At 62.3% G+C, this 18,520-nt stretch carries 20 protein-coding genes; 10 read left to right on the top strand and 10 right to left on the bottom strand.

Annotation, left to right across the window (positions count from 1 at the left end; translation table 11 throughout):
* The first annotated feature begins 43 nt into the window (after window positions 1–43).
* Complete coding sequence (locus ACH9L7_RS03680) at window positions 44–622, top strand: MBL fold metallo-hydrolase (protein WP_396612390.1); 579 nt, start codon at window positions 44–46, stop codon at window positions 620–622.
* 33 nt (window positions 623–655) lie between these two features.
* On the opposite strand, the gene ACH9L7_RS03675 is transcribed toward ACH9L7_RS03680, so the two are convergent.
* Both ACH9L7_RS03675 and ACH9L7_RS03670 read right to left on the bottom strand, forming a co-directional pair.
* The gene (locus tag ACH9L7_RS03675) at window positions 656–1,414 is read right to left on the bottom strand and encodes an SDR family oxidoreductase (protein ID WP_396612389.1); all 759 of its coding nucleotides are present in this window, start codon (window positions 1,412–1,414) and stop codon (window positions 656–658) included.
* An 85-nt stretch (window positions 1,415–1,499) separates the two neighbouring features.
* Window positions 1,500–1,790, bottom strand: coding sequence for a DUF5827 family protein (locus ACH9L7_RS03670; protein WP_396612388.1), 291 nt, complete (start codon window positions 1,788–1,790; stop codon window positions 1,500–1,502).
* 111 nt (window positions 1,791–1,901) lie between these two features.
* Between ACH9L7_RS03670 and ACH9L7_RS03665 the strand changes: the two genes are divergently transcribed.
* Window positions 1,902–2,303, top strand: a complete 402-nt coding sequence (locus tag ACH9L7_RS03665; protein WP_396612387.1) for a hypothetical protein — start codon at window positions 1,902–1,904, stop codon at window positions 2,301–2,303.
* Window positions 2,304–2,410: 107 nt separating this feature from the next.
* On the opposite strand, the gene sod is transcribed toward ACH9L7_RS03665, so the two are convergent.
* From sod to ACH9L7_RS03650, 3 genes are all read right to left on the bottom strand, one after another.
* Window positions 2,411–3,010, bottom strand: coding sequence for a superoxide dismutase (sod, locus tag ACH9L7_RS03660; protein WP_396612386.1), 600 nt, complete (start codon window positions 3,008–3,010; stop codon window positions 2,411–2,413).
* Window positions 3,011–3,152: 142 nt separating this feature from the next.
* Entirely contained in the window at window positions 3,153–3,758 is a 606-nt protein-coding gene (locus ACH9L7_RS03655; protein WP_396612385.1) for a DJ-1/PfpI family protein, read from the bottom strand.
* A gap of 56 nt (window positions 3,759–3,814) precedes the next feature.
* Window positions 3,815–5,251 carry a cryptochrome/photolyase family protein gene (locus ACH9L7_RS03650; RefSeq protein ID WP_396612384.1) on the bottom strand — a complete coding sequence of 479 codons (1,437 nt, stop codon included), beginning with the start codon at window positions 5,249–5,251 and terminating at the stop codon, window positions 3,815–3,817.
* 291 nt (window positions 5,252–5,542) lie between these two features.
* On the opposite strand from ACH9L7_RS03650, the gene ACH9L7_RS03645 reads away from it, so the two are divergent.
* Window positions 5,543–6,352: a hypothetical protein gene (locus tag ACH9L7_RS03645; RefSeq protein WP_396612383.1), complete on the top strand. Its 810-nt coding sequence runs from the start codon at window positions 5,543–5,545 to the stop codon at window positions 6,350–6,352.
* A gap of 41 nt (window positions 6,353–6,393) precedes the next feature.
* On the opposite strand, the gene ACH9L7_RS03640 is transcribed toward ACH9L7_RS03645, so the two are convergent.
* Window positions 6,394–7,071, bottom strand: coding sequence for a 6-hydroxymethylpterin diphosphokinase MptE-like protein (locus ACH9L7_RS03640; protein WP_396612382.1), 678 nt, complete (start codon window positions 7,069–7,071; stop codon window positions 6,394–6,396).
* A gap of 301 nt (window positions 7,072–7,372) precedes the next feature.
* Between ACH9L7_RS03640 and ACH9L7_RS03635 the strand changes: the two genes are divergently transcribed.
* Genes ACH9L7_RS03635 through ACH9L7_RS03625 form a run of 3 tightly spaced genes read left to right on the top strand, consistent with a single transcriptional unit; the run spans window position 7,373 to window position 9,275 of the window.
* Window positions 7,373–7,867 (top strand): response regulator transcription factor, encoded by a 495-nt coding sequence (locus tag ACH9L7_RS03635; protein ID WP_396612381.1) that lies wholly within the window; start codon window positions 7,373–7,375, stop codon window positions 7,865–7,867.
* A 44-nt stretch (window positions 7,868–7,911) separates the two neighbouring features.
* A complete protein-coding gene (locus tag ACH9L7_RS03630) occupies window positions 7,912–8,490 on the top strand; it encodes a hypothetical protein (protein ID WP_396612380.1) in 579 nt (192 codons plus the stop codon).
* Window positions 8,487–9,275, top strand: a complete 789-nt coding sequence (locus ACH9L7_RS03625; RefSeq protein WP_396612379.1) for an RNA methyltransferase — start codon at window positions 8,487–8,489, stop codon at window positions 9,273–9,275. Before ACH9L7_RS03630 ends, ACH9L7_RS03625 begins: the two co-directional genes overlap by 4 nt.
* A gap of 11 nt (window positions 9,276–9,286) precedes the next feature.
* Here ACH9L7_RS03625 and ACH9L7_RS03620 read toward each other — a convergent pair whose 3' ends face one another.
* Window positions 9,287–9,742 carry a MaoC family dehydratase gene (locus ACH9L7_RS03620; protein ID WP_396612378.1) on the bottom strand — a complete coding sequence of 152 codons (456 nt, stop codon included), beginning with the start codon at window positions 9,740–9,742 and terminating at the stop codon, window positions 9,287–9,289.
* A 325-nt stretch (window positions 9,743–10,067) separates the two neighbouring features.
* On the opposite strand from ACH9L7_RS03620, the gene ACH9L7_RS03615 reads away from it, so the two are divergent.
* On the top strand, window positions 10,068–10,988 hold the full coding sequence (locus ACH9L7_RS03615) for a M48 family metallopeptidase (protein WP_396613323.1): 921 nt from the start codon (window positions 10,068–10,070) through the stop codon (window positions 10,986–10,988).
* Window positions 10,989–11,063: 75 nt separating this feature from the next.
* On the opposite strand, the gene gatE is transcribed toward ACH9L7_RS03615, so the two are convergent.
* The 3 genes from gatE to ACH9L7_RS03600 form a co-directional block, all read right to left on the bottom strand.
* Complete coding sequence (gene gatE, locus ACH9L7_RS03610; RefSeq protein ID WP_396612377.1) at window positions 11,064–12,932, bottom strand: Glu-tRNA(Gln) amidotransferase subunit GatE; 1,869 nt, start codon at window positions 12,930–12,932, stop codon at window positions 11,064–11,066.
* Between the two features lie 46 nt (window positions 12,933–12,978).
* Window positions 12,979–13,104 (bottom strand): hypothetical protein, encoded by a 126-nt coding sequence (locus ACH9L7_RS03605; protein ID WP_396613322.1) that lies wholly within the window; start codon window positions 13,102–13,104, stop codon window positions 12,979–12,981.
* 275 nt (window positions 13,105–13,379) lie between these two features.
* Entirely contained in the window at window positions 13,380–14,789 is a 1,410-nt protein-coding gene (locus tag ACH9L7_RS03600) for a class II fumarate hydratase (protein ID WP_396612376.1), read from the bottom strand.
* A 244-nt stretch (window positions 14,790–15,033) separates the two neighbouring features.
* Between ACH9L7_RS03600 and ACH9L7_RS03595 the strand changes: the two genes are divergently transcribed.
* From ACH9L7_RS03595 to ACH9L7_RS03585, 3 genes are read left to right on the top strand one after another with little or no spacing between them, the layout of a single operon-like run.
* On the top strand, window positions 15,034–16,392 hold the full coding sequence (locus ACH9L7_RS03595; RefSeq protein ID WP_396612375.1) for an ABC transporter substrate-binding protein: 1,359 nt from the start codon (window positions 15,034–15,036) through the stop codon (window positions 16,390–16,392).
* Window positions 16,393–16,416: 24 nt separating this feature from the next.
* Window positions 16,417–17,499 (top strand): carbohydrate ABC transporter permease, encoded by a 1,083-nt coding sequence (locus ACH9L7_RS03590; RefSeq protein WP_396612374.1) that lies wholly within the window; start codon window positions 16,417–16,419, stop codon window positions 17,497–17,499.
* Window positions 17,496–18,455: a carbohydrate ABC transporter permease gene (locus tag ACH9L7_RS03585; protein WP_396612373.1), complete on the top strand. Its 960-nt coding sequence runs from the start codon at window positions 17,496–17,498 to the stop codon at window positions 18,453–18,455. Before ACH9L7_RS03590 ends, ACH9L7_RS03585 begins: the two co-directional genes overlap by 4 nt.
* Window positions 18,456–18,520 lie beyond the last annotated feature (65 nt).

Raw genomic sequence — 18,520 nt, 5'->3', positions numbered from 1 at the left:
GTCCCCCACAACAGGAAAGACCCCGCTCCCCGTAGCATTGTCCATGATTCGAAACCTCGCGCAAGGAGTGCGCGCGTTCACTAGCAACGTCTTCCTCGTCGAGGGCGAGACGACGGCGCTGGTCGATGCCGGTGCCAACTTCGACATCCTGCCGAAGATACAGGAGGTCACAGACTCGGTCGATGCAATCTACCTCACCCACACCCACCCGGACCACATCGGCAACGTGGACGCCATCCGAGAGGCGTTCGACGTGGAGACGTGGGGCTACGACACCGGCTACAACGCGGTCGACAACCGACTCGAAGACGGCGAGCGCGTCCAAATCGGCGACGACGTGTACGAGGCGGTCCACACGCCGGGACACAAGAACGACCACCTCTGTTTCTTCGCGAAATCGTCGGGCATCTGCTTCGCCGGCGACCTCGTGTTCGCTAACGGCGGGTTCGGTCGCACCGACCTCCCGGAAGGCGACCGCGAAGTCATCATCGAGAGCATCGACAAACTCCGCGAGGTTGTCGGCGACGACGTGTCCGAGATACACGTCGGCCACGGCCCAAGCATCGTCACGCGCCCGAAAGACGACCTCGAACTCGCGGCGAAGGCGGCACGGATGGGTTAGTGAGCAGCCTGTCCGGTTCTCGCGGGCGTCACCTTACCGACTCGTGTACCCACCGTCGACGGTCAACGCCTCGCCCGTCGTGAACGACGCGCCGTCGGAACAGAGCCACACGACCGCCGAGGCAACCTCGTCGACCGACCCGAGACGGTTCATCGGGTGCAGGGATTCGATGCCCGTGCGCGCCTCCGGTTCGTCGAGACCGCCTTCCGAGAGGAGCGGCGTGTCGATGAACCCCGGACAGACCGCGTTGACGCGAATCCCCTTCTGAGCGTACTCGATGGCCGCGGTCTTGGTGAGTCCGAGCAGTCCGTGCTTGGCGGTGACGTAGGCACTGGCGTTCTCGAAGCCGACGCGTCCGAGAATCGACGACATGTTGACGATGACGCCGCCGTCACCGTCGAGCATCGCCGGAATCTCGTACCGCATCGAGCGCCAGACACCGTGGAGATTCACGTCGATGGTGCGCTCCCATTCGTCGAACGAGAGGTCGGCGGTCGGTTTCTGTGCGCCGCCGATGCCTGCGTTGTTACACGCGAAGTCGAGTCGTCCGTACTCCGAGACGGCCGTTTCGACCATCGCGGCGACCGCGTCCTCGTCCGTCACGTCCGCTTCGACGAATATCGCTACGCCCCCGTTTTCCTCGATACGCGAGACGGTTTCTTCACCACCTTCGACGTCCACGTCAGAGACGACGACACGCGCTCCCTCGCGTGCGAATGCTTCTGCGGTCGCTCGTCCGATTCCCGAACCCCCACCGGTCACCACTGCCACCTCGTTTTCGAACTGAACCATGTCACCTAGTGTACACAATCGACTGGCGCATAATCGTTTGTGCGACTCCCACCCCGCGAGAACGAGAAGAAACAGTGTAGAACCGCTATTCTTCGTCTGCTTCGGCGATAACGTCCGGGTGAAGACCGAAGTATCCCGGTTCGTCGCCCTGCGGGTCGTTGATGACGAAGTCGGACTCGTTGGCGATAATCCACGGAATCGTCCACTCGACGAGTCGGTCTTCCGTCTCGTCGTCGAGGTCCGTCGTCGGGTCGAGTCCCTGCAGCATGCGGGCAATCTCGGGGACGGTGTACATGTAATCGGCGTCGAGAACGTCGACGGGGTCGTACAGAAGGTAGCCGTACAGGGTGTCGAATTCGTCTTTCGGCTTCGGCATACTGGTCGCTTCACGGCCGACCGGCAAAACCCCGACGACCCGTCCTTCCGATGTGATATCACATCCTTTACAAGACAACATTTATCACACGATACGAGAGAATCGGTGGTAATGAGCAACGCGGCCTCCCGATTCGTCGACGTATTTCGAGACTTCGGCGGAGATGCACTTCGGGACGTGTGGGTCTTCGACCGGACTGGGCACCAACCCCTCTACCTTAGAGACGATATCGAGCAGGCCATCACGGATGTCGATGTCTCTCGCCTCGTCGACAACGAACGGTTCGGATACGTCACGCGAGATACCTACGAAGCACTTTACTATGCGGATTACGGGTACACCATCCGCGGGTTCGACACGTTCGAGCAGTTCCGGACGTTCATCGGCGACCAGCCAATCGGCGTCTTCGCGGGATTCGACAGAGACGACACCGGGCGGAACTTCGCGGCGCTGAACGACAGCATCCAGCAGATTGCCGACGAATTCGATATCGAGGCATTTCTCGACGACTGAGGTCCAAAGTCACGACTCTGCGGCGTAGCGGATTGTACGGCGACGAACACGACTGCGCTTCGCTTCCGTTGCGAGCGGTCGAAAGAAATGTCGGGGTTAGTCGGGGTTTACTCGAAGTTTTCGACGGCCTGCTCGTAGCGGGCGGACGGTTCTTCCCAGTCGACGACTTCGAAGAATGCAGAGACGAAGTCACCGCGGGCCGGACCGTAGTCGTGGTAGTAGGAGTGTTCCCAGACGTCGAGTGCCAGAATCGGGTGCGAGCCCCAGAGCGCGCCCTGGTCGTGCTTGTCGACGACGACGTTCCGAAGCTGGTTCGAGAACGAGTCGTAGACGAGCAGCGCCCAGCCACCGGCGGCACCGGCAGCGGCTTCGAATTCGCCCTTCCAGGCTTCGTAGGAGCCGAAGTCCTCCGCGATGCGGTCTGCGAGCGCACCCTCAGGCTCGTCGCCGCCTTCCGGTGCCATATTCTGCCAGAACAGGTCGTGAAGGATGTGGCCACAGCCGTTGTGGGTGACGTTGCGAATCGCGCCGGCGGACGAACCGAACTCGCCAGCCTCGCGGTTCGCTTCGAGCGTCTCTTCGGCAGCATTCCAGCCGTTGACGTAGCCCTGGTGGTGGGTGTCGTGATGCCACGTCAGCACCTGCTCGGAAATGTGTGGTTCAAGCGCGTCGTACTCGTACGGAAGCGGGTCGAGTTCGTAGCTCATAATGTGTAACCTCCGTATTTGGGGTCGGGCGGAAACCTGTTAAAACTTGAGGAGTGGCATGCTAGCATTACGCATTATCGTTCGTCCGCCGTCGGTCGATTTCTCGTTCGCCACCGGGTGATATTGTGGGGTTTCTCACCCGTCAGTGCTCGACGGGAGTCGTCCGTCGCTCGTACTCGATTTCGCGTGCGACGCGGTCGGCAACGTCGGCACCGAACTCGCGTTCGACGACGTGCAACGACAGGTCGAGACCGGACGTGACACCGCCAGCAGTGAGTACGTCGCCGTCGTCGACGACGCGTGCGGAAACCACGTCGGCGTCGGTGGCCCGCAGGTCGTCCAGCGCGTCACCGTGCGTTACCGCCGGACGACCGCTGAGGATACCGGCCCGAGAGAGGAGCATCCCGCCAGTACAGACACCTGCAACAACCGTTCCCGTGTCGTGAAGGGACGCGATTGCGTCCGGAATGTCGCCCTTCTCGGCTTCGGTCCACGCGCTCTGTTCCGCACGGGAGTTCCATCCACCGCCGGGGACGACGAGGAGGTCGGGGCGGTCTGTCGCCGGGTCGAGAACACCGTCGACGCCGATTCGCATCCCGTGACTCGCGGTCACTGTCTCCCGGTCGTCGAGCGTGACGAACTCAGCCGCACAGTCCGCGCCGAACGCGCCCGCGTTTTGGAACACTTCGAATGGGGCTACGGCGTCGAGTTCGTCGAAGCCGTCGTAGAGGAGAATTGCGACGTGCATACGTCGGCAATCGACCCGGACCGAGATAGCCGTTCGTACTGCGGCGACGATTTCGTTCAGTCGTCGCCTCTGGCCGCCTCGAACATCGACAGCGCCCTCTCCCGACGGTCGGAGTGGTCCACGATTGGTTCGGGATAGTCGGGTGCGACCCGGTTTCGTTCCATCTCGCTCAGTTCGTGCCACTCGTGGATTGCGTTCGCGCTCGCCTCGCGCAGTTCGGGGACGTACTCCTTGATGTACTCGGCATCCGGGTCGTAGCGCTCGCCCTGCGTCATCGGGTTGAAGATACGGAAGTATGGTTGGGCGTCGGTCCCCGTCGAGGCCGTCCATTGCCAACCGCCGTTGTCGTTCGCGGTGTCGTGGTCCGAGAGGTACTCGCGGAAGTGTGCGTAGCCGTGTCGCCAGTCGCACAGCAGGTCCTTCGTGAGGAACGACGCGACAATCATCCGAACGCGGTTGTGCATGTACGCTTCTACCAGAAGTTGACGCATCCCGGCGTCTACGATGGGATAGCCGGTTCGCCCTTTTTTCCACGCCGCCAGTTCGTCGGGGTCATCGCGCCACTGGATGTCGTTTTCGAACTCCTTGTGGTTCTGCGAGACGACGTTCGGGTTGAACCACAGGACGTGCGCATAGAACTCGCGCCATGCGAGTTGTGACTGGAACTCTTCGACGGACTCGTCTCGCTCGCCGCCGACACCCTCGCGGGCCGCTGCCGTTTCCGCAAGGACTTCGCGGATGCCAATCGTCCCGAACTTGAGGTCAGTCGAGAGACGCGACGTCCCTTCTCGCGCCGGGTAGTCGCGGTCGTCGGCGTAGCGGTAGATGTCGTCCTCGCAGAAGTCGGTGAGTCGCTTGCGGGCCGCTTCGGTCCCCGCGGAAATCACGTCGGCGTCAGGGTCGTCGAACCCGAGGTCCGAGAGCGTCGGAAGCATCCCGACGGTAACGCCCTGAACCGAGTCGGCGGCGGATTCGAGTGTCTCGGCGTCGACGAGGGCATCGGCACCCGGGTCGGGGACTGGCTCCGGCTTGTCGCGGTCACGCCACTTCTTCCAGAAGTACGTGTACACCGAGTAGGGGTCGCCTGCGTTCGTCGTGATACTCCCCGGCGGGAAGACGATAGCGTCGTGTACTGTCTCGGAGTCGACTTTATCCTCGTCGAGTTCATCTTCCACGTCTTCGTCGCGCTTCTGGGCGAGTCCCGAGTAATCGACGTTCCAGACGACTCGGTCGACACCGAGCGCGTCGGCGACTTCGGGGACAATCGACCGAGGGTTGCCCCGCCCAACGAGGAGGTCGCTCCCCCGGTCGCGATACGCCGCCCGGAGTTCGGCAAGGGCGTCGAGAAGGTATCGAACTCGGGGCGAGGCAGCGTGTTCGAGAACTTCGTCGTCGAACACGAAAAGCGGGGCGACGGCATCTTGCTCGACTGCTGTCGCAAGACCACGATTGTCGGCGGTCCGCAGGTCGCGCCGGTGCCAGTACAGTTGCATGTCCGCGCCTCAGGACGGACCAAAGGTGAATGTGTCGGCGACCGTGAGAGTAGACGTCTCCAAACGGAAAAAATACTCTCCTACTCGTGACTCTCCGGCAGGGGACGCCCCGGCGTTATCGAGAGTGGCGTATTGGTATTCATATGGTATCTGGTCCAATAATATCAGGACATCTACATTCGCACCTAATATGATGTTATCTTCCGATTTTCGGGAATAGCAGACGTTTAAAATCAAGATATCGGGTATACGCTGTTCATACCTATACGGTTTCAGAACCTCTTGACTGACATGTCCGGGCGTCAGGATTCTGTCGGACTGGTGGCACTCCAGCCACCGCTCCGAGCGGTCGATCTTGTTCCACTCGTCGTGCTCGCATTCCTCTGTGGCGTTCTCGGGTGGGTCGTTTGGGAACCACTTGGAGTATTCCTCGGGATTCTTCCGCCTGCAGTCGTGTTTGGATTCGCCTACTACGATAGTCGTCGGACGGTTCCGCCGGGGCTTCCCGAACCGAAGCCAACCCCGCCGCTCGCACTTGACGGCCGCGTCGACCTCACCACGTCTCTCCGCGCCGCTGGAGTGTTCACGGCCGAATCGTCGGAGACGGCGTCGTTGTCAGAGCGGTTTCGGTCAGAGTGGCGAACACACATCGTCGAGATGGGTCCCCGTGACCACGACGTGGACGCGCTGGCGGACCTTCTCGGTGTCTCCGCGTCACGCGTCGAACTCGACTGGGACGAACACGGATTGGTCGCTCGTCTCGACGGCGGCGATATCGGTCGCTGGGTATCCCGTGCGGCGTTCGTCGCTGACCTGACGGCTGTGACGACGTTCCGTCGGCAGTACCCCGCGTGGTGGCGACTCTCCACGTCGGACCGAAACCGCGTCCTCGGGGCGCTCCGACTCAGTTTACGAGCGTGTCCGACGTGTGATGGCCGCGTCGAAGTCGAGAAGGTGCGCACGGACGACGAGAAGTACCGCGTGACTGCGGCCTGTCGGGGCTGTGATGCCGAACTGTTCGACGCCACGGTGTCTGGGTCGACGCACGACGAATCGGCGACCGAACCGTCCAGAGGGACGGCACAGAATCAGTCCAGCTAACGGGCCACGAACCTGCCTCTACTGGGGGAGACGCCGAGGACTTACGGCAGCGGGTCGATTTCGTCTCGCCGTCCGTCGAGTATCGAAAACGGCTCGTCACGTCGCTGTTCGAGCCAGTACAACAACCGTTCAGCCCACGCTAACTTTCGCGCTTTCGCCGGGCCGACCGTCGGGTCGTCGAAGTTCCACCCGGCAAACATCAGTTCGTCGGCACCGAGTTCGTCGGCGATGAAGGCGGCACGGTCACCATCCGTGAATCCGCCCCAGTTGACGACGGGGCCAACTGGTGCCGCCTGCGTCGTTGCGAGGACGTTGTCGGCGTCGAATTTGGGCACCCACTCGCGAATGACAGGAATGTTGTCGCCGTGTGCAGCGACGGCAACGGGCGTCCCGGACGCCGTCAACGTTGCCGCGGTGTCGGGGTTTTTGTCCACGTCAGTCACCATCAAATCGAGGTCGTACCCCGCTTCGCGCACCACGTCGGCCGCAGTCGAAGCGGCCACGATACTGTCCGCGTCGTCGAGACGGTCGAGGTCGTCGGCGAGTGTGGGGGCCGCACCGCAGATGGCGACGGTCTTCCCGTCCCAGTCCAGTCGGTCGCGGTCGAACTGGGTCGCGAGCGACGCGAGTACGTCGCGTGCACGCTCGTCCGCGCCGCGGTCGAAACCGAAGTCGTCCAGAATCAACTGGTAGACGGGATTCCACGTTGTGAAGTCCATGGCTGTCGCTCAGGAGTGTAACTGTATGGGCCGGAATGGCACTCGTGTACCCCTACCCGCGTGCCCTTCCGGCGTCCACAGGACCGTTTTAGAGTCGGATGGTATAAGTTTTCTCTTAGTCGAACGGTCAGCGTCGGACGATTGTCTGACGATTGAACGGTTGTGAACCCGTGTACGATGCCAACGTACCATCGTCTCTGCATTCCACCTGAGGCCTATTGAGCCTTCATAGCAACCGATTAGTTGACACCTACGTTGTATCCAGCCACACGGCGTCTCCCGTTGGACGCCTCGAATGCCCATGACTGGCGATGGACACCAGACGGTGCTTGCCGTCGACGACGAACCCGCTTTGACCACGCTCTACGAGGCGTGGTTACGAGCCGAGTACGACGTGTGTACCGCAACCGACGGCGAAGAAGCGCTCCGCATCGTCGAAACCCACGATATCGACATCGTCATGCTCGACCGAGAGATGCCCGGACGAAGCGGTGTTGATGTGCTCCACGAACTCCGTGACCGCGGCCACGACTTCCCGGTCGTGATGGTGACCGGCGTCGACCCCGACGTGGATATCGTCCAGATGCCCATCGACGATTATCTCGTGAAACCGGTCGATAGAACGGACCTCACGTCGACGCTCCGGACGCTTCTCGCCCAACGGTCCGACGACGAACAGGTCCGAGAGTTCTTCAGACTCGCCCGAAAGAAGGCCGTCCTCGAAGCATCGCGCGACGGCAGTTCGCTCTCGATGTCCGACGAGTTCGGCCGACTGAAAGACGTCTCGAACGCGTGACCGGCATCACGCTCTTTTTATCGGTTGCTCGGTAAGCCAGACGTATGGCGAAGGTCAGCGTCGGACTCCGTGGATGGCGATTCGAGGAGTCCGAGATATTCTCCGAAGAGGGTGAGTTCAAACCGCTCGACGAGATTCCCGAAGACGCTCGCAACCGACTCGTTCGACTCGTGAGTCTCGTCGAAGAACCGTGCGACGCCTGCTATCTGATTCACGGTGACGAGGAGATTCACAAGTGCCGACAGGCGGCCATCGTCTACGGCGAACCGGGCGAGGAAGTCCTCCTGTGCCCGCAGCACGAACCCGACTTCCTCTACTGGTTCCGCGAGGAAGGCGGGCGGGAACTCGCGGGTGACGACGTGTTCGCCGACGCCTTCCACGAATGGTTCGCCGCCGACGGGCGCGCCCCGGAAGACTACGCGGGCATGGAACACGTCGAAACCGACCCCGACGACCTGCCGTCGCCGCCGGACGCGTCTGAGATTCAGCGACGCCTCGAAGAGGGCTTCGAGGGCGAGCGCATCAACCTGCGAGACTACGGTCCGGATGACGACGACTCGACGCCGCTCCAAGCGGGCGACCTCGACGACATCGACCTCGACACCGACTACCCGACGAAATGAGCGACGACCCCGTCCAGAAGTCGAACGCTGGCGCAGAATCGGACCACGAGTTCGTCGTGGTCGTCGTCGAACCCGAGACGCCGGGCAACGTCGGTACCATCGCCCGGGCGATGAAGAACTTCGGTATCTACGACCTCCGTCTCGTCAACCCGCCGCCGCTTGACCCGGACGGCGAGGCGTACGGATTCGCCGGGCACGCCCGTGAGGATGTGCTCCCGAACGCCACCGAGACGACCTTAGAGGAAGTCGTCGAGGAGTTCCACACTATCGGGACCACCGCCGTCTCCCACGAGGACTCCACCCGGCACGTCCGCTATCCCTTCAAAACACCCGTCGAAGTCGCCGACTCGCTGGAATCGGTGAAGACCAAGACGGCACTCGTCTTCGGCCGCGAGGGGACCGGTCTCGACAACGAGGAACTCAGGATGCTCGACGAGGTGTGCTGCATTCCGGCGGACCACCGGTATCCCGTCCTCAACCTCGGACAGGCGGCGACCATCCTCATGTACGAACTCCGCCGCTTCACCGTCGACGAAGTGCAACTGCCCGACGTGGAACGGGAACGTGCTTCCGAGGCCGAAATCGACGTGGTCTACCGCTTTTTCGACGACCTGCTCGATGCCATCGACTACCGGGAACACAAGCGCGCGAAAACGTCGCAGATGATGCGCCGACTCGTCGGCCGCGCCCACCCGACTGAACGCGAGGCAGCCACGTTGACGGGCGTCCTTCGCCGCGCCGCAGAACAGATTCGCAACCCCGAGCGCTTCCGCGACGACGACTGACTCCGCCTCGGTTACGCTGAATCTCGGCGGACGAACATCACCAGCCCGACGAACGAACAGACCTTCTCTACGTCGCCCGACTCGCGCTCCGCGTAGGTCGTTGTCCGAATCTCCGCGAGCCCTCGGTCGTCGGTTTCAGGCGTCATCTCCAGCACCTCGTTTTCGATGCTGAGGGTGTCACCGGGATACACTGGCTTCCACCAGCGGAGTTCGTCGACACCCTTCGCGCCGAGGGCCGCCGACTCGCTGAGGAAGCCGTCCACGAGGAGTCGCATCGTCATTGCCGTGGTGTGCCATCCGCTTGCGATGACGCCGCCGTACATCGACTCCGCTTCCGCCCGTTCGGGGTCGGTGTGGAACCACTGCGGGTCGTACTGCTCGGCGAACTCCAGAATCTCCGCTTTCGTCACCTCGTAGTCGCCGAATTCCTCGATATCGCCGACCGAGAGGTCTTCGAAGAATCGCATGTCACCTGCTTCGGTCGGGGGTATCGAGAAAGTAGCGGTGTGTGGTAGCTCTCCACTGGGTGCCTCTCGCGGGCCTTCCTCACGGACCTTCCCCGTAGAGCACGAGCAACAAGGTGAAGAATGATGCCCCGTTGGGCAGCCCCTCCGGGAGGAGTATCAGTGACGTCAACAGTCCCGAAGCAACCGATAAGCCACTGCGCCCGAATTGCGTCTCAAATCGGCGTACCGGGGCTGTATTCCGTCTCTGACCCCGGCAAGTGTTTTCCAACTCGGTGTCGTATCTTCCGACGAGATGGCCCCGTCCTCGCGACGCTCGCGTCTCCAGATGGTTCTGGTTGGTGTGAGCATCCTCGCGTTCTACCTCGTTCTCAGTGCCCTCAGCGCGTTCGCGGTGTTGACGCTGTGGCGAATTCGCCCCGACCCGGTGACAGGGGCGCTCGCTGGCGTGAGCATCGCTGTCGTCCTCGGCTATCTGAGCTTTCGGTTCGGGACGGTGCAACTCCTCAGTCAACTCGACGCCCGTGACTTACCCCCCGCTGAGTCACCCCGTGTCTATCGACTTCTCGAACAGTTGGTCGACCAGATGAGTATCGCCCCGCCGACGCTGAAACTGGCCCACTTCTCGGCCCCGAACGCGATGGCGCTCGACCCGATGGGTCGGGACGTGGTCGTCCTCGACGCGGCGCTGTTTCGCCTCCTCGACGTGGACGAGTTCGAGGCGCTCTTGGCGCACGAACTCGCGCATCTCGAACGAAAAGACAGCCTCGTCCAGTCGCTCGTCGCCAGCACCCTCCAGACCGTCGTCGGCGTCGGGTTCTTCATCGTCTCGCCGGTGACGTTTCTGACGACGGGCATCGCACTGGGGACGGCGTGGATTCGCGGAACGCCTCGTGAGTGGGACAAGACGATTCCGGGTCGATTCCGGCGGCTTCTCGACACGTTCGTCGGCGCGTTCGGGTTCGGGTTGACCATCCTGGTTCGCTCGCAGTCGCGCAAGCGCGAGTTCGCCGCCGACGCCAGAGCGGCCGAGGTGACAGATAAACCGCTCGCCCTCGCGTCGGCACTGCGCAAACTAGAGCGGGCGTCTCGGCCGCAGTGGGGCATGTCGCCGCTGTGGGTCTACGGCGAAGTCGAGGTGGAAGATCCTGTTTCGGACCTGCTTTCGACGCACCCTTCGACCGACGAGCGCGTGGAACGGTTGGTGGATATGGCCGGTGCGTCGATGACGCGAATCGACATCGAATGACCGCTAAAAGCGGTCGCTCGCCGACATGGTGAGAACAGAAGAAAGAAACCGCAGTTCTCTTCAGTCCGATTCAGTTCAGGCCCGCTTTTGAATCTCTTCGCGGAGTACGTCGCTCACGACGCCGCCGTCGGCCTTGCCGCGGAGTGCGCCCATCGCTTCGCCCATGAGCGCGGAGAACGCGCCCATACCCTGTTCTTCGACCTGTCCGGCGTTGCGCTCGACGACTTCCGAGATTGCCTCGCGGACTTCGTCTTCGGAGACGCCCGAGAGACCGGCCTCTTCGACCGCTTCTTCGGCCGTGAGGTCGGGAGTCTCAGCGATGGTCGAAAGCACGTCGTTGACGCCCTCCTTCGCGAGGTCGCCGTCCTCGACGAGGTGCATGACGGCGAGCAGGTGGTCGTCCGAGAGGTTCTCGACCGCAACGTCGTCGCGGCGGAGTTCGGTCAGCGTCGATTCGAGGAGGCCCGCGGCGAACGTCGCGTCGATGCCGTCGTCGACCGCTTGCTCGAACAGCGGCATCTTGCGGCCGTAGGCGACTTGGTCTGCAAGCCCGGCGTCGAGACCGAAGTCCTCCTGATAGCGGTCGACCTTCTCGGTCAGGAGTTCGGGCGTCTCAACGTCGCTGGGGTCGAGGTCGACGGGGATAACGTCCGTCTCGGGGTACATGCGGGCCGCGCCGGGGAGCGGGCGGAGGTAGCGCGTCGTGCCGTCGTCGTTGGCACCGCGGGTTTCCTCCGGGACTTCCTCGATGGCGACTTCGGCGCGGTCGGCCACCGCCTCGATGGCGAGGTCGGCCGTCTCGGGGTCGTCGGCGACGATTGCGACTGCGTCCTCGTGACCGGCACCGACCGCCTCGCGGAGCGCGTCGACTTCTTCCTCGGTGACGCCATAAGCGGGGAGTTCGTCGGTGTGGAAGATACCGCCCGCGCCGTGACGCTTTGCGTGGTCGGAGAACTCGGTGCCGAGGCGGCGGTCGGGCTGGAGTTCGCGGCCAACGAGGCCGTCGAAGCCAGCGAGACGGACACCCATGACCTTGCCGCCAGCATCGAGCGCGCCGCGGATGACGCCCGAATCGGAGTCGGCGAACACGTCGGTCACGTCGGCCACGTCGCCGACGGAGGCCTCACGGGACTGGAGTTCGTCGCGAATCTCGATGAGTTCGGCCTGTCGCCCGACCTCGGAGCGGACGATTTCGTCGATTTGGTCGAGCGCCTGCACGCCCTTGATTTCGACGCGAGCGCCCTCTTCGATGGAGACGTTCACGTCCTGCCGGATGGTTCCGAGGCCGCGTTTTACCTTGCCGGTGGAGCGAAGGAGCATGCCGATGGTTTCGGCTGCCTCGCGCGCCTGTTCGGGCGAGGAGATGTCCGGGCCGGTCCCGATTTCGATGAGTGGGATGCCGAGACGGTCGAGGCTGAAGAGGACGCCGTCGTCGCGCTCTTCGATGCGCTGGGCGGACTCCTCTTCGAGCATGATGTCCACGATGGAGACGGGACCGTCGCTCGTTTCGATTTCGCCGTCCTGCGCGATGAGCGTGGTGCGCTGGAAGCCGGAGGTGTTCGACCCGTCGATGACGAGTTTGCGCATCACGTGCGCCTGGTCGACAACGGACATGTCGAGCAGTTCGGCGATTTGCATCGCCACGGTTCGTGCCTCGACGTCGAGTTCGTGCGGCGGTTCGTCGTCCTCTTCGACCAGACAGGTGGTGTCGTACGCGAGGTATTCGAATTCGCGGTCGACACGGCTCTCTTCGAGCGCGGCTTCGTCGAGTTCGCCAAGTTCACTCTTCGTCGGGTGCAGGAAGCGCGTGAACGTCCGCTCGTCCTCCTCTGGTTCGCGAAGCTCCGTCGGACAGCTACAGAACAGCTTCGTCGCGGTGTCGAGTTGCTGGTGAATCTCCAGCCCCGCGACGAGTCCGAGGTCCTCGTAGTCGTACTCGCTCATTGGTAGTCCCTGTGACCGCGGGACTAAAAAAGGAATCAGTCTGCCGTCAGAGACGGCGAAGTCCCTGACCTATGCCCTCGACCTGCTCACACTCAGGGCAGATATATGTCCAACCATCGTCTGTCGCTCTCCCCTCTGGGAATACGGCCCCACAACCTCGACATTCCAACATGTCTCGCCCATGGGCCCGCTGCTGTTGCAGTCCGGGCATATCTCTATAGACGTAGAATTCAGGCTTGAAAATACCGATTTTCGCGGTTTGCTGTGACAATCTAGACTGATGACGAGTGGCACAGCCGTGCAGTGTGGCGATTGCTGCCTTCTCCCCGAATAAATACAACGGTATTCAAATTCGTATTTGACCTATATATTGGCCATGCTAACAATTGCCATGGTTGCGTGGGGTACACAAAAACTATCAAAAAATGAGAACTTAATCTGGGAGGTTCAGTCGTCGCCGAGGATGCCGCGATGGGTCATCTTCTCTGGGTCGAGGACCTCGTCAGCTTCGTCCTCGGTGAGGTAACCTTCGTCGATGGCGACTTGTCGAACCGTCTTGCCCTCGACGAGCGCCTGCTTTGCGACCTTCGAGGCCTTGTCGTAGCCGATGGCCGGGTTGAGCGCCGTCGCAAGAGCCATAGACTGCTCGACCTGCTCTGCGCAGTGTTCTTCGTTGGCTTCGAGTTTGGCGACGAAGCGCTCGGCGAACACTTCCGAGGTGTTCGTGAGCAGTTTGGCGGATTCGAGGAAGTTGTGCGCGAGAACGGGCTTGTAGAGGTTAAGGTCGATTTGACCCTCGGACGCACCGGCCGCGACAGCGGCGTCGTTGCCGACGACCTGCTTGTGGACCTGATTGACGGCTTCGGCGACGACGGGGTTGATTTTGCCGGGCATGATGGACGACCCGGGCTGATTTTCGGGTTGTTCGAGTTCGCCGAGGCCGTTTCGCGGACCGGACGCGAGCAGGCGGAGGTCGTTGGCAATCTTGTTGAGCGAGCCGGCGACAGTGCGGAGCGCGCCGTGTGCTTCGGCCATCGCGTCGTGGGCGGCCTGCGCCTCGAAGTGGTTGTCGGCCTCGCGGAACTCGACGCCGGTTTCTTCGGTCATATATTCGGCAGCCTTCGCGGGGAACTCGGGGTGTGTGTTCAGCCCCGTACCGACGGCGGTGCCACCGAGTGCGAGTTCACCGAGGTGGTCGCGGACATTCTTCACGCGCTTGATTCCCTTTTCGACCTGCGTGCGGTAGCCGCCGAACTCCTGGCCGAGACGGACGGGAGTCGCGTCCTGCAGGTGCGTGCGGCCGGTCTTGACGACGCCGTCGAACTCGTCTTCCTTGTCGGCGAGTGCGTCGGCGAGCGTTTCGAGCGCGGGGATGAGGTCCTTCTCGACGGCTTCGAGTGCCGAGACGTGCATCGCGGTCGGGATAACGTCGTTCGAGGACTGTCCGAAGTTGACGTGGTCGTTCGGGTGGACGACGCGGTCGCCGATTTCCTTGCCCATGAGTTCGGCGGCGCGGTTGGCGATGACCTCGTTCGCGTTCATGTTCGACGAGGTACCCGACCCCGTCTGGAACACGTCGACCGGGAACTGGTCGTCGAGTTCACCGGCGATGACCTCGTCGGCGGCCGCGACGATGGCCTCGGCAACGTCTTCGTCTATCATCCCGAGGTCGCGGTTTGCTTGGGCGGCGGCCTTCTTGACGACGCCGAGCGCGCGAACGAAGCGACGACCGAACGTGATTCCGGAGATAGGGAAGTTCTCGACTGCGCGCTGAGTCTGTGCGCCCCAGTACGCGTCGACCGGCACCTCCATCTCACCGAGACTGTCCTGCTCGATTCGGAACTCGTCGTTACCCATGCGTGGGGCGTCGTCGCGGGGTGAGCTAAAACCCATTGGTCTGTGCCGGTCGTTCACAAGATGCAGTAGAATTTACTAATATCTGAATACTTATTTATTCGAGGTGTAATTCGCTTCCGTCGTTCGATTTTAATTACTAATTTTTATTAGCCAAGAATATTTACTCAGTTCCGAATTACAAATGATAAAGATTTAAGTATCCCGTCTCAGTTCGTATGTGTAGAGCTGTCACAGTTCATCAATCATGACTGATACACCAGACACAGACGGACTCTCTCGACGGACGTATCTGAAAGTTGCAGGCGGAGCCGGTAGTGCGGCTCTGCTGGCGGGTTGTACCGGTGGTGGCGATTCGGACACCGAAGAGACCGAGTCGGGCGATGGCGACTCGGGGACGACCACGAGCGGCGGTGACAGTGATTCCGGCGGTAACGCGCTGGAACTCCAGCACTGGTGGACCGGGGGCGACGGTGCCGCCGCCATTCAGGCCCTGCTCGAGGGATTCAAAGAGGAGTATCCGGATGTCGAGGTGACGGAGAACCCGGTGGCTGGCGGAGCCGGAGAGAACCTTCACGCAGTCATCAAGAAGCGCATCCTCAACAACGACCCGCCGAGTTCGTGGCAGGCGTGGCCGGGTGCGAACCTTCAGCCGTTCACTGACGCGGACAAACTCGAAGACATCGAGGAGTCCGTCTGGGGCCACAACGACATGAAGAGCGCGTACCTCGACGGCCCGAAGAATGCGGCACAGCCCGCGGGCTCGTTCGTCTCGGTCCCGCTCAACATCCACCGACTGAACAACCTCTTTTACAACGTCGAAGTCGTCGAAGACGCTGGTGTGGACCCCGCGAGCATCGACTCGCCCAGCGCACTCGTCGACGCGATGGCGAAAGTCGAAGAAGCGGGCTACGTCGGCATGGCCCAGCAGACGAAGTCTGCATGGTCCACCGGCCAGCTCTGGGCGCAGGTCCTCCTCGGCGAGTACGGTGCCGACGTGTACGCCGACGTGACGGCAGGGAACGTCGAGGCGAACGCCGACGCAGTCAAGGGCTCGCTCAAAATCGTGAAGCAGTACTCGGAGTACTACCCCAACGACTCCGGGTCCATCTCGTGGCAGGACGCCAACTCGAAGCTCATCGAGGGCGAAGCGGCGTTCTTCCACCAGGGAGACTGGGCAGCAGGCATGTACCGCGGACAGGACGGATTCGAGTACGAGACCCACTGGAATCAGGTTCCGTTCCCGGGTACGAAGGGCATCTACGCGCTCAACATGGACTCGTTCCCCTACCCGAAGAACAACCCGTCGCCCGAGGCGACCAAGAAGTTCCTCCGGTACGTCGGCTCCGTGGACGCGCAAAAGCGGTTCAACCCGAAGAAGGGCTCTATCCCGCCGCGTACCGACGTTCCGAAGGACGCCTTCGGTCCGTTCCTGCAGAGCCAGATGGAGGACTTCGCGAACTCCGAGGCTCAGCCACTGTCGATTCAGCACGGACTCGCCGTCAGCCCCGACGCGCTCACCGGCTTCGGTGACGCCATGTCGTCGTTCATCTCCGGATACGACGTCGAGGCGGCGTACGCCGACCTGAAGGCGGCGTTCGAGTAGGCGACTTCCCTTTCCACTTTCATCATGTTACTCAACACCCTCAAGCGACTCCTAGGCCGCGACGGCACCGGGGAGAGCGGGACGGAGGCCCGTGCCGACGGTCCCGCAGCGCTCCGGACCGATGGAGGGACGGCCACAACTGACAGAACCGACCCCGGGTCGGCGCTGTCGTCGCTTCGTGAGAGCGAGGCGGTTCGCTCTGCACCGTTTTGGCTCCCGCCGTTCCTGTTGATGGGCTTTTTCGTCTACGGCGCTATCGGCTGGAACGTCATCATCTCCTTTACCGACTTTGCGGGGCTGCAACTGCCGGTGTACGACCCCGCGGCGTTCGACCTGGAGATGTACCGTCGCGCCCTCTCGGACGGCCAGTTCTGGCTTGCGACGCGGAACACCTTCGTGCTCCTCGCCTCCTTTACGGCCCTCTCGCTGGCTGGCGGCCTCGGACTCGCCATTCTCATCGACCGAGGCATCCGCTTCGAGAACTGGTTCCGAACCATCTACCTGCTGCCGTTCAGCCTGTCGTTCGTCGTGACGGCGGTGTTCTGGCGGTGGATGTACAACTTCGATTCGGGCGTCATCAACGTCGTCCTGCGGGGAATGGGTCTCGACTTCCTCGCGTCGAAGTGGCTCGCAGGCGGCGTCGATTTGGGCGTGCTCGGTGCGATTCCACTCGTCCCAGAGACGCTGCAGTTCAAACTCTTCGCCGTCATCTTCGCGCTGCTCTGGCAGTTCAGCGGCTACGCGATGGTCGTGTACCTCGCTGGCCTCCGCGCGATTCCCAACGACCAGTACGAAGCCGCACGGGTCGACGGCGCATCGACGGTGCGGATGTACCGCCGGGTCATTCTCCCGCAACTCCGTGCGTCGACGGTGAGCGCTGCCGTCGTCTTGATGGTGTTCGCGCTCAAGGCGTTCGACTTCCTGTACGTGATGTTCGGGAACAACCCCGGCCCGACTGCGGACATCCTCTCGACCATGATGTACCGACAGGCGTTCGCGGCCAACGAGTGGGCCTACGGCTCTGCAATCGCCGTCGTGCTGTTCATCGTGGCGTTGACCGTGGTCGCGCCCTACCTGTACGGCGAATACCGGCGGGGTGAACTATGAGCGTCCGCGACGACCTCGCAGACCGGTTCGGTGTCGATTTCGAGACCATCGACCCGGTCCACGTCGTCCTCTACGCGACGCTCGTCGGCCTCGTGGCGTTCTACCTCTCGCCCCTCGAATCGGGGCTGATGACCGCGCTGAAGACCGAAGCCGAGTTCGCCACGTCGGCACCGTTCGTGCCGCCGACTGGCGACGGTTTCACCCTCGAACCCTTCGGCGTCGCCATCGACACGCTCTCGTCGGCCATCCTCAACAGCATCATGCTGGCCGTACCGGCGACGATTCTGTCGGCCCTGCTCGGGAGTTTCGCGGCCTACGGCCTCACGAACTTCGAGTGGCGAGGCCAACTCGGCGTCGTCATGCTGTTCATCGCGGGTATCTTCATCCCGTACCAGGCCGTGTTGATTCCGCTATCACGGCTGTGGGCCATCGTGAACACGCAGGAGTTGTTCGCACCCCTCCTCGACATCACGGTGTTCTCGGCACAGGTGCCCGTTCTCGGGACCGTCGAACTCGCGACGCACCCGCACTACGCGAGCATCGTGAACCTCATTATCACCCACACGGCGTACGGGATTCCAATGACGATGCTCCTGTTCCGAAGTTACTACAAGAAGCTCTCGACGGAGATGCTGGAGGCGGCGCGCCTCGATGGTGCAAGCGCCTTTACTGTCTACCGTCGTATCGTACTCCCACTGTCGACACCGATGTTCGCGGTGACGCTTATCTACCAGTTCACGCAGGTTTGGAACGACCTGCTGTTCGCGCTGGTCATCATCCCCTCGGGGTCCGGCCCCGCGGCGGTGGCGACCATCGCGCTCAACGAACTGACCGGTGGCATCATCCAGACGTTCAACACGCAGATGGCTGGTGCCTTCGTCGCCGCCCTGCCGACGTTGCTCGTCTACATCCTGTTCGGTGACAAATTCGCAGAGGGGGTCGCTGGCGGCACATGAGCGTCCCTCACGTCCCCGTCGGCGTCGAACCGCAGACAACCGCCTACGCAGAACCACAGACGACC

Origin of the sequence: Haloferax sp. S1W (genome assembly GCF_044593955.1) — an archaeon.
Classification (GTDB): Archaea; Halobacteriota; Halobacteria; order Halobacteriales; family Haloferacaceae; genus Haloferax.
The sequence above is the reverse complement of the archived record's forward strand: the minus strand, read 5'-3'. Positions and strand labels throughout refer to the sequence as shown.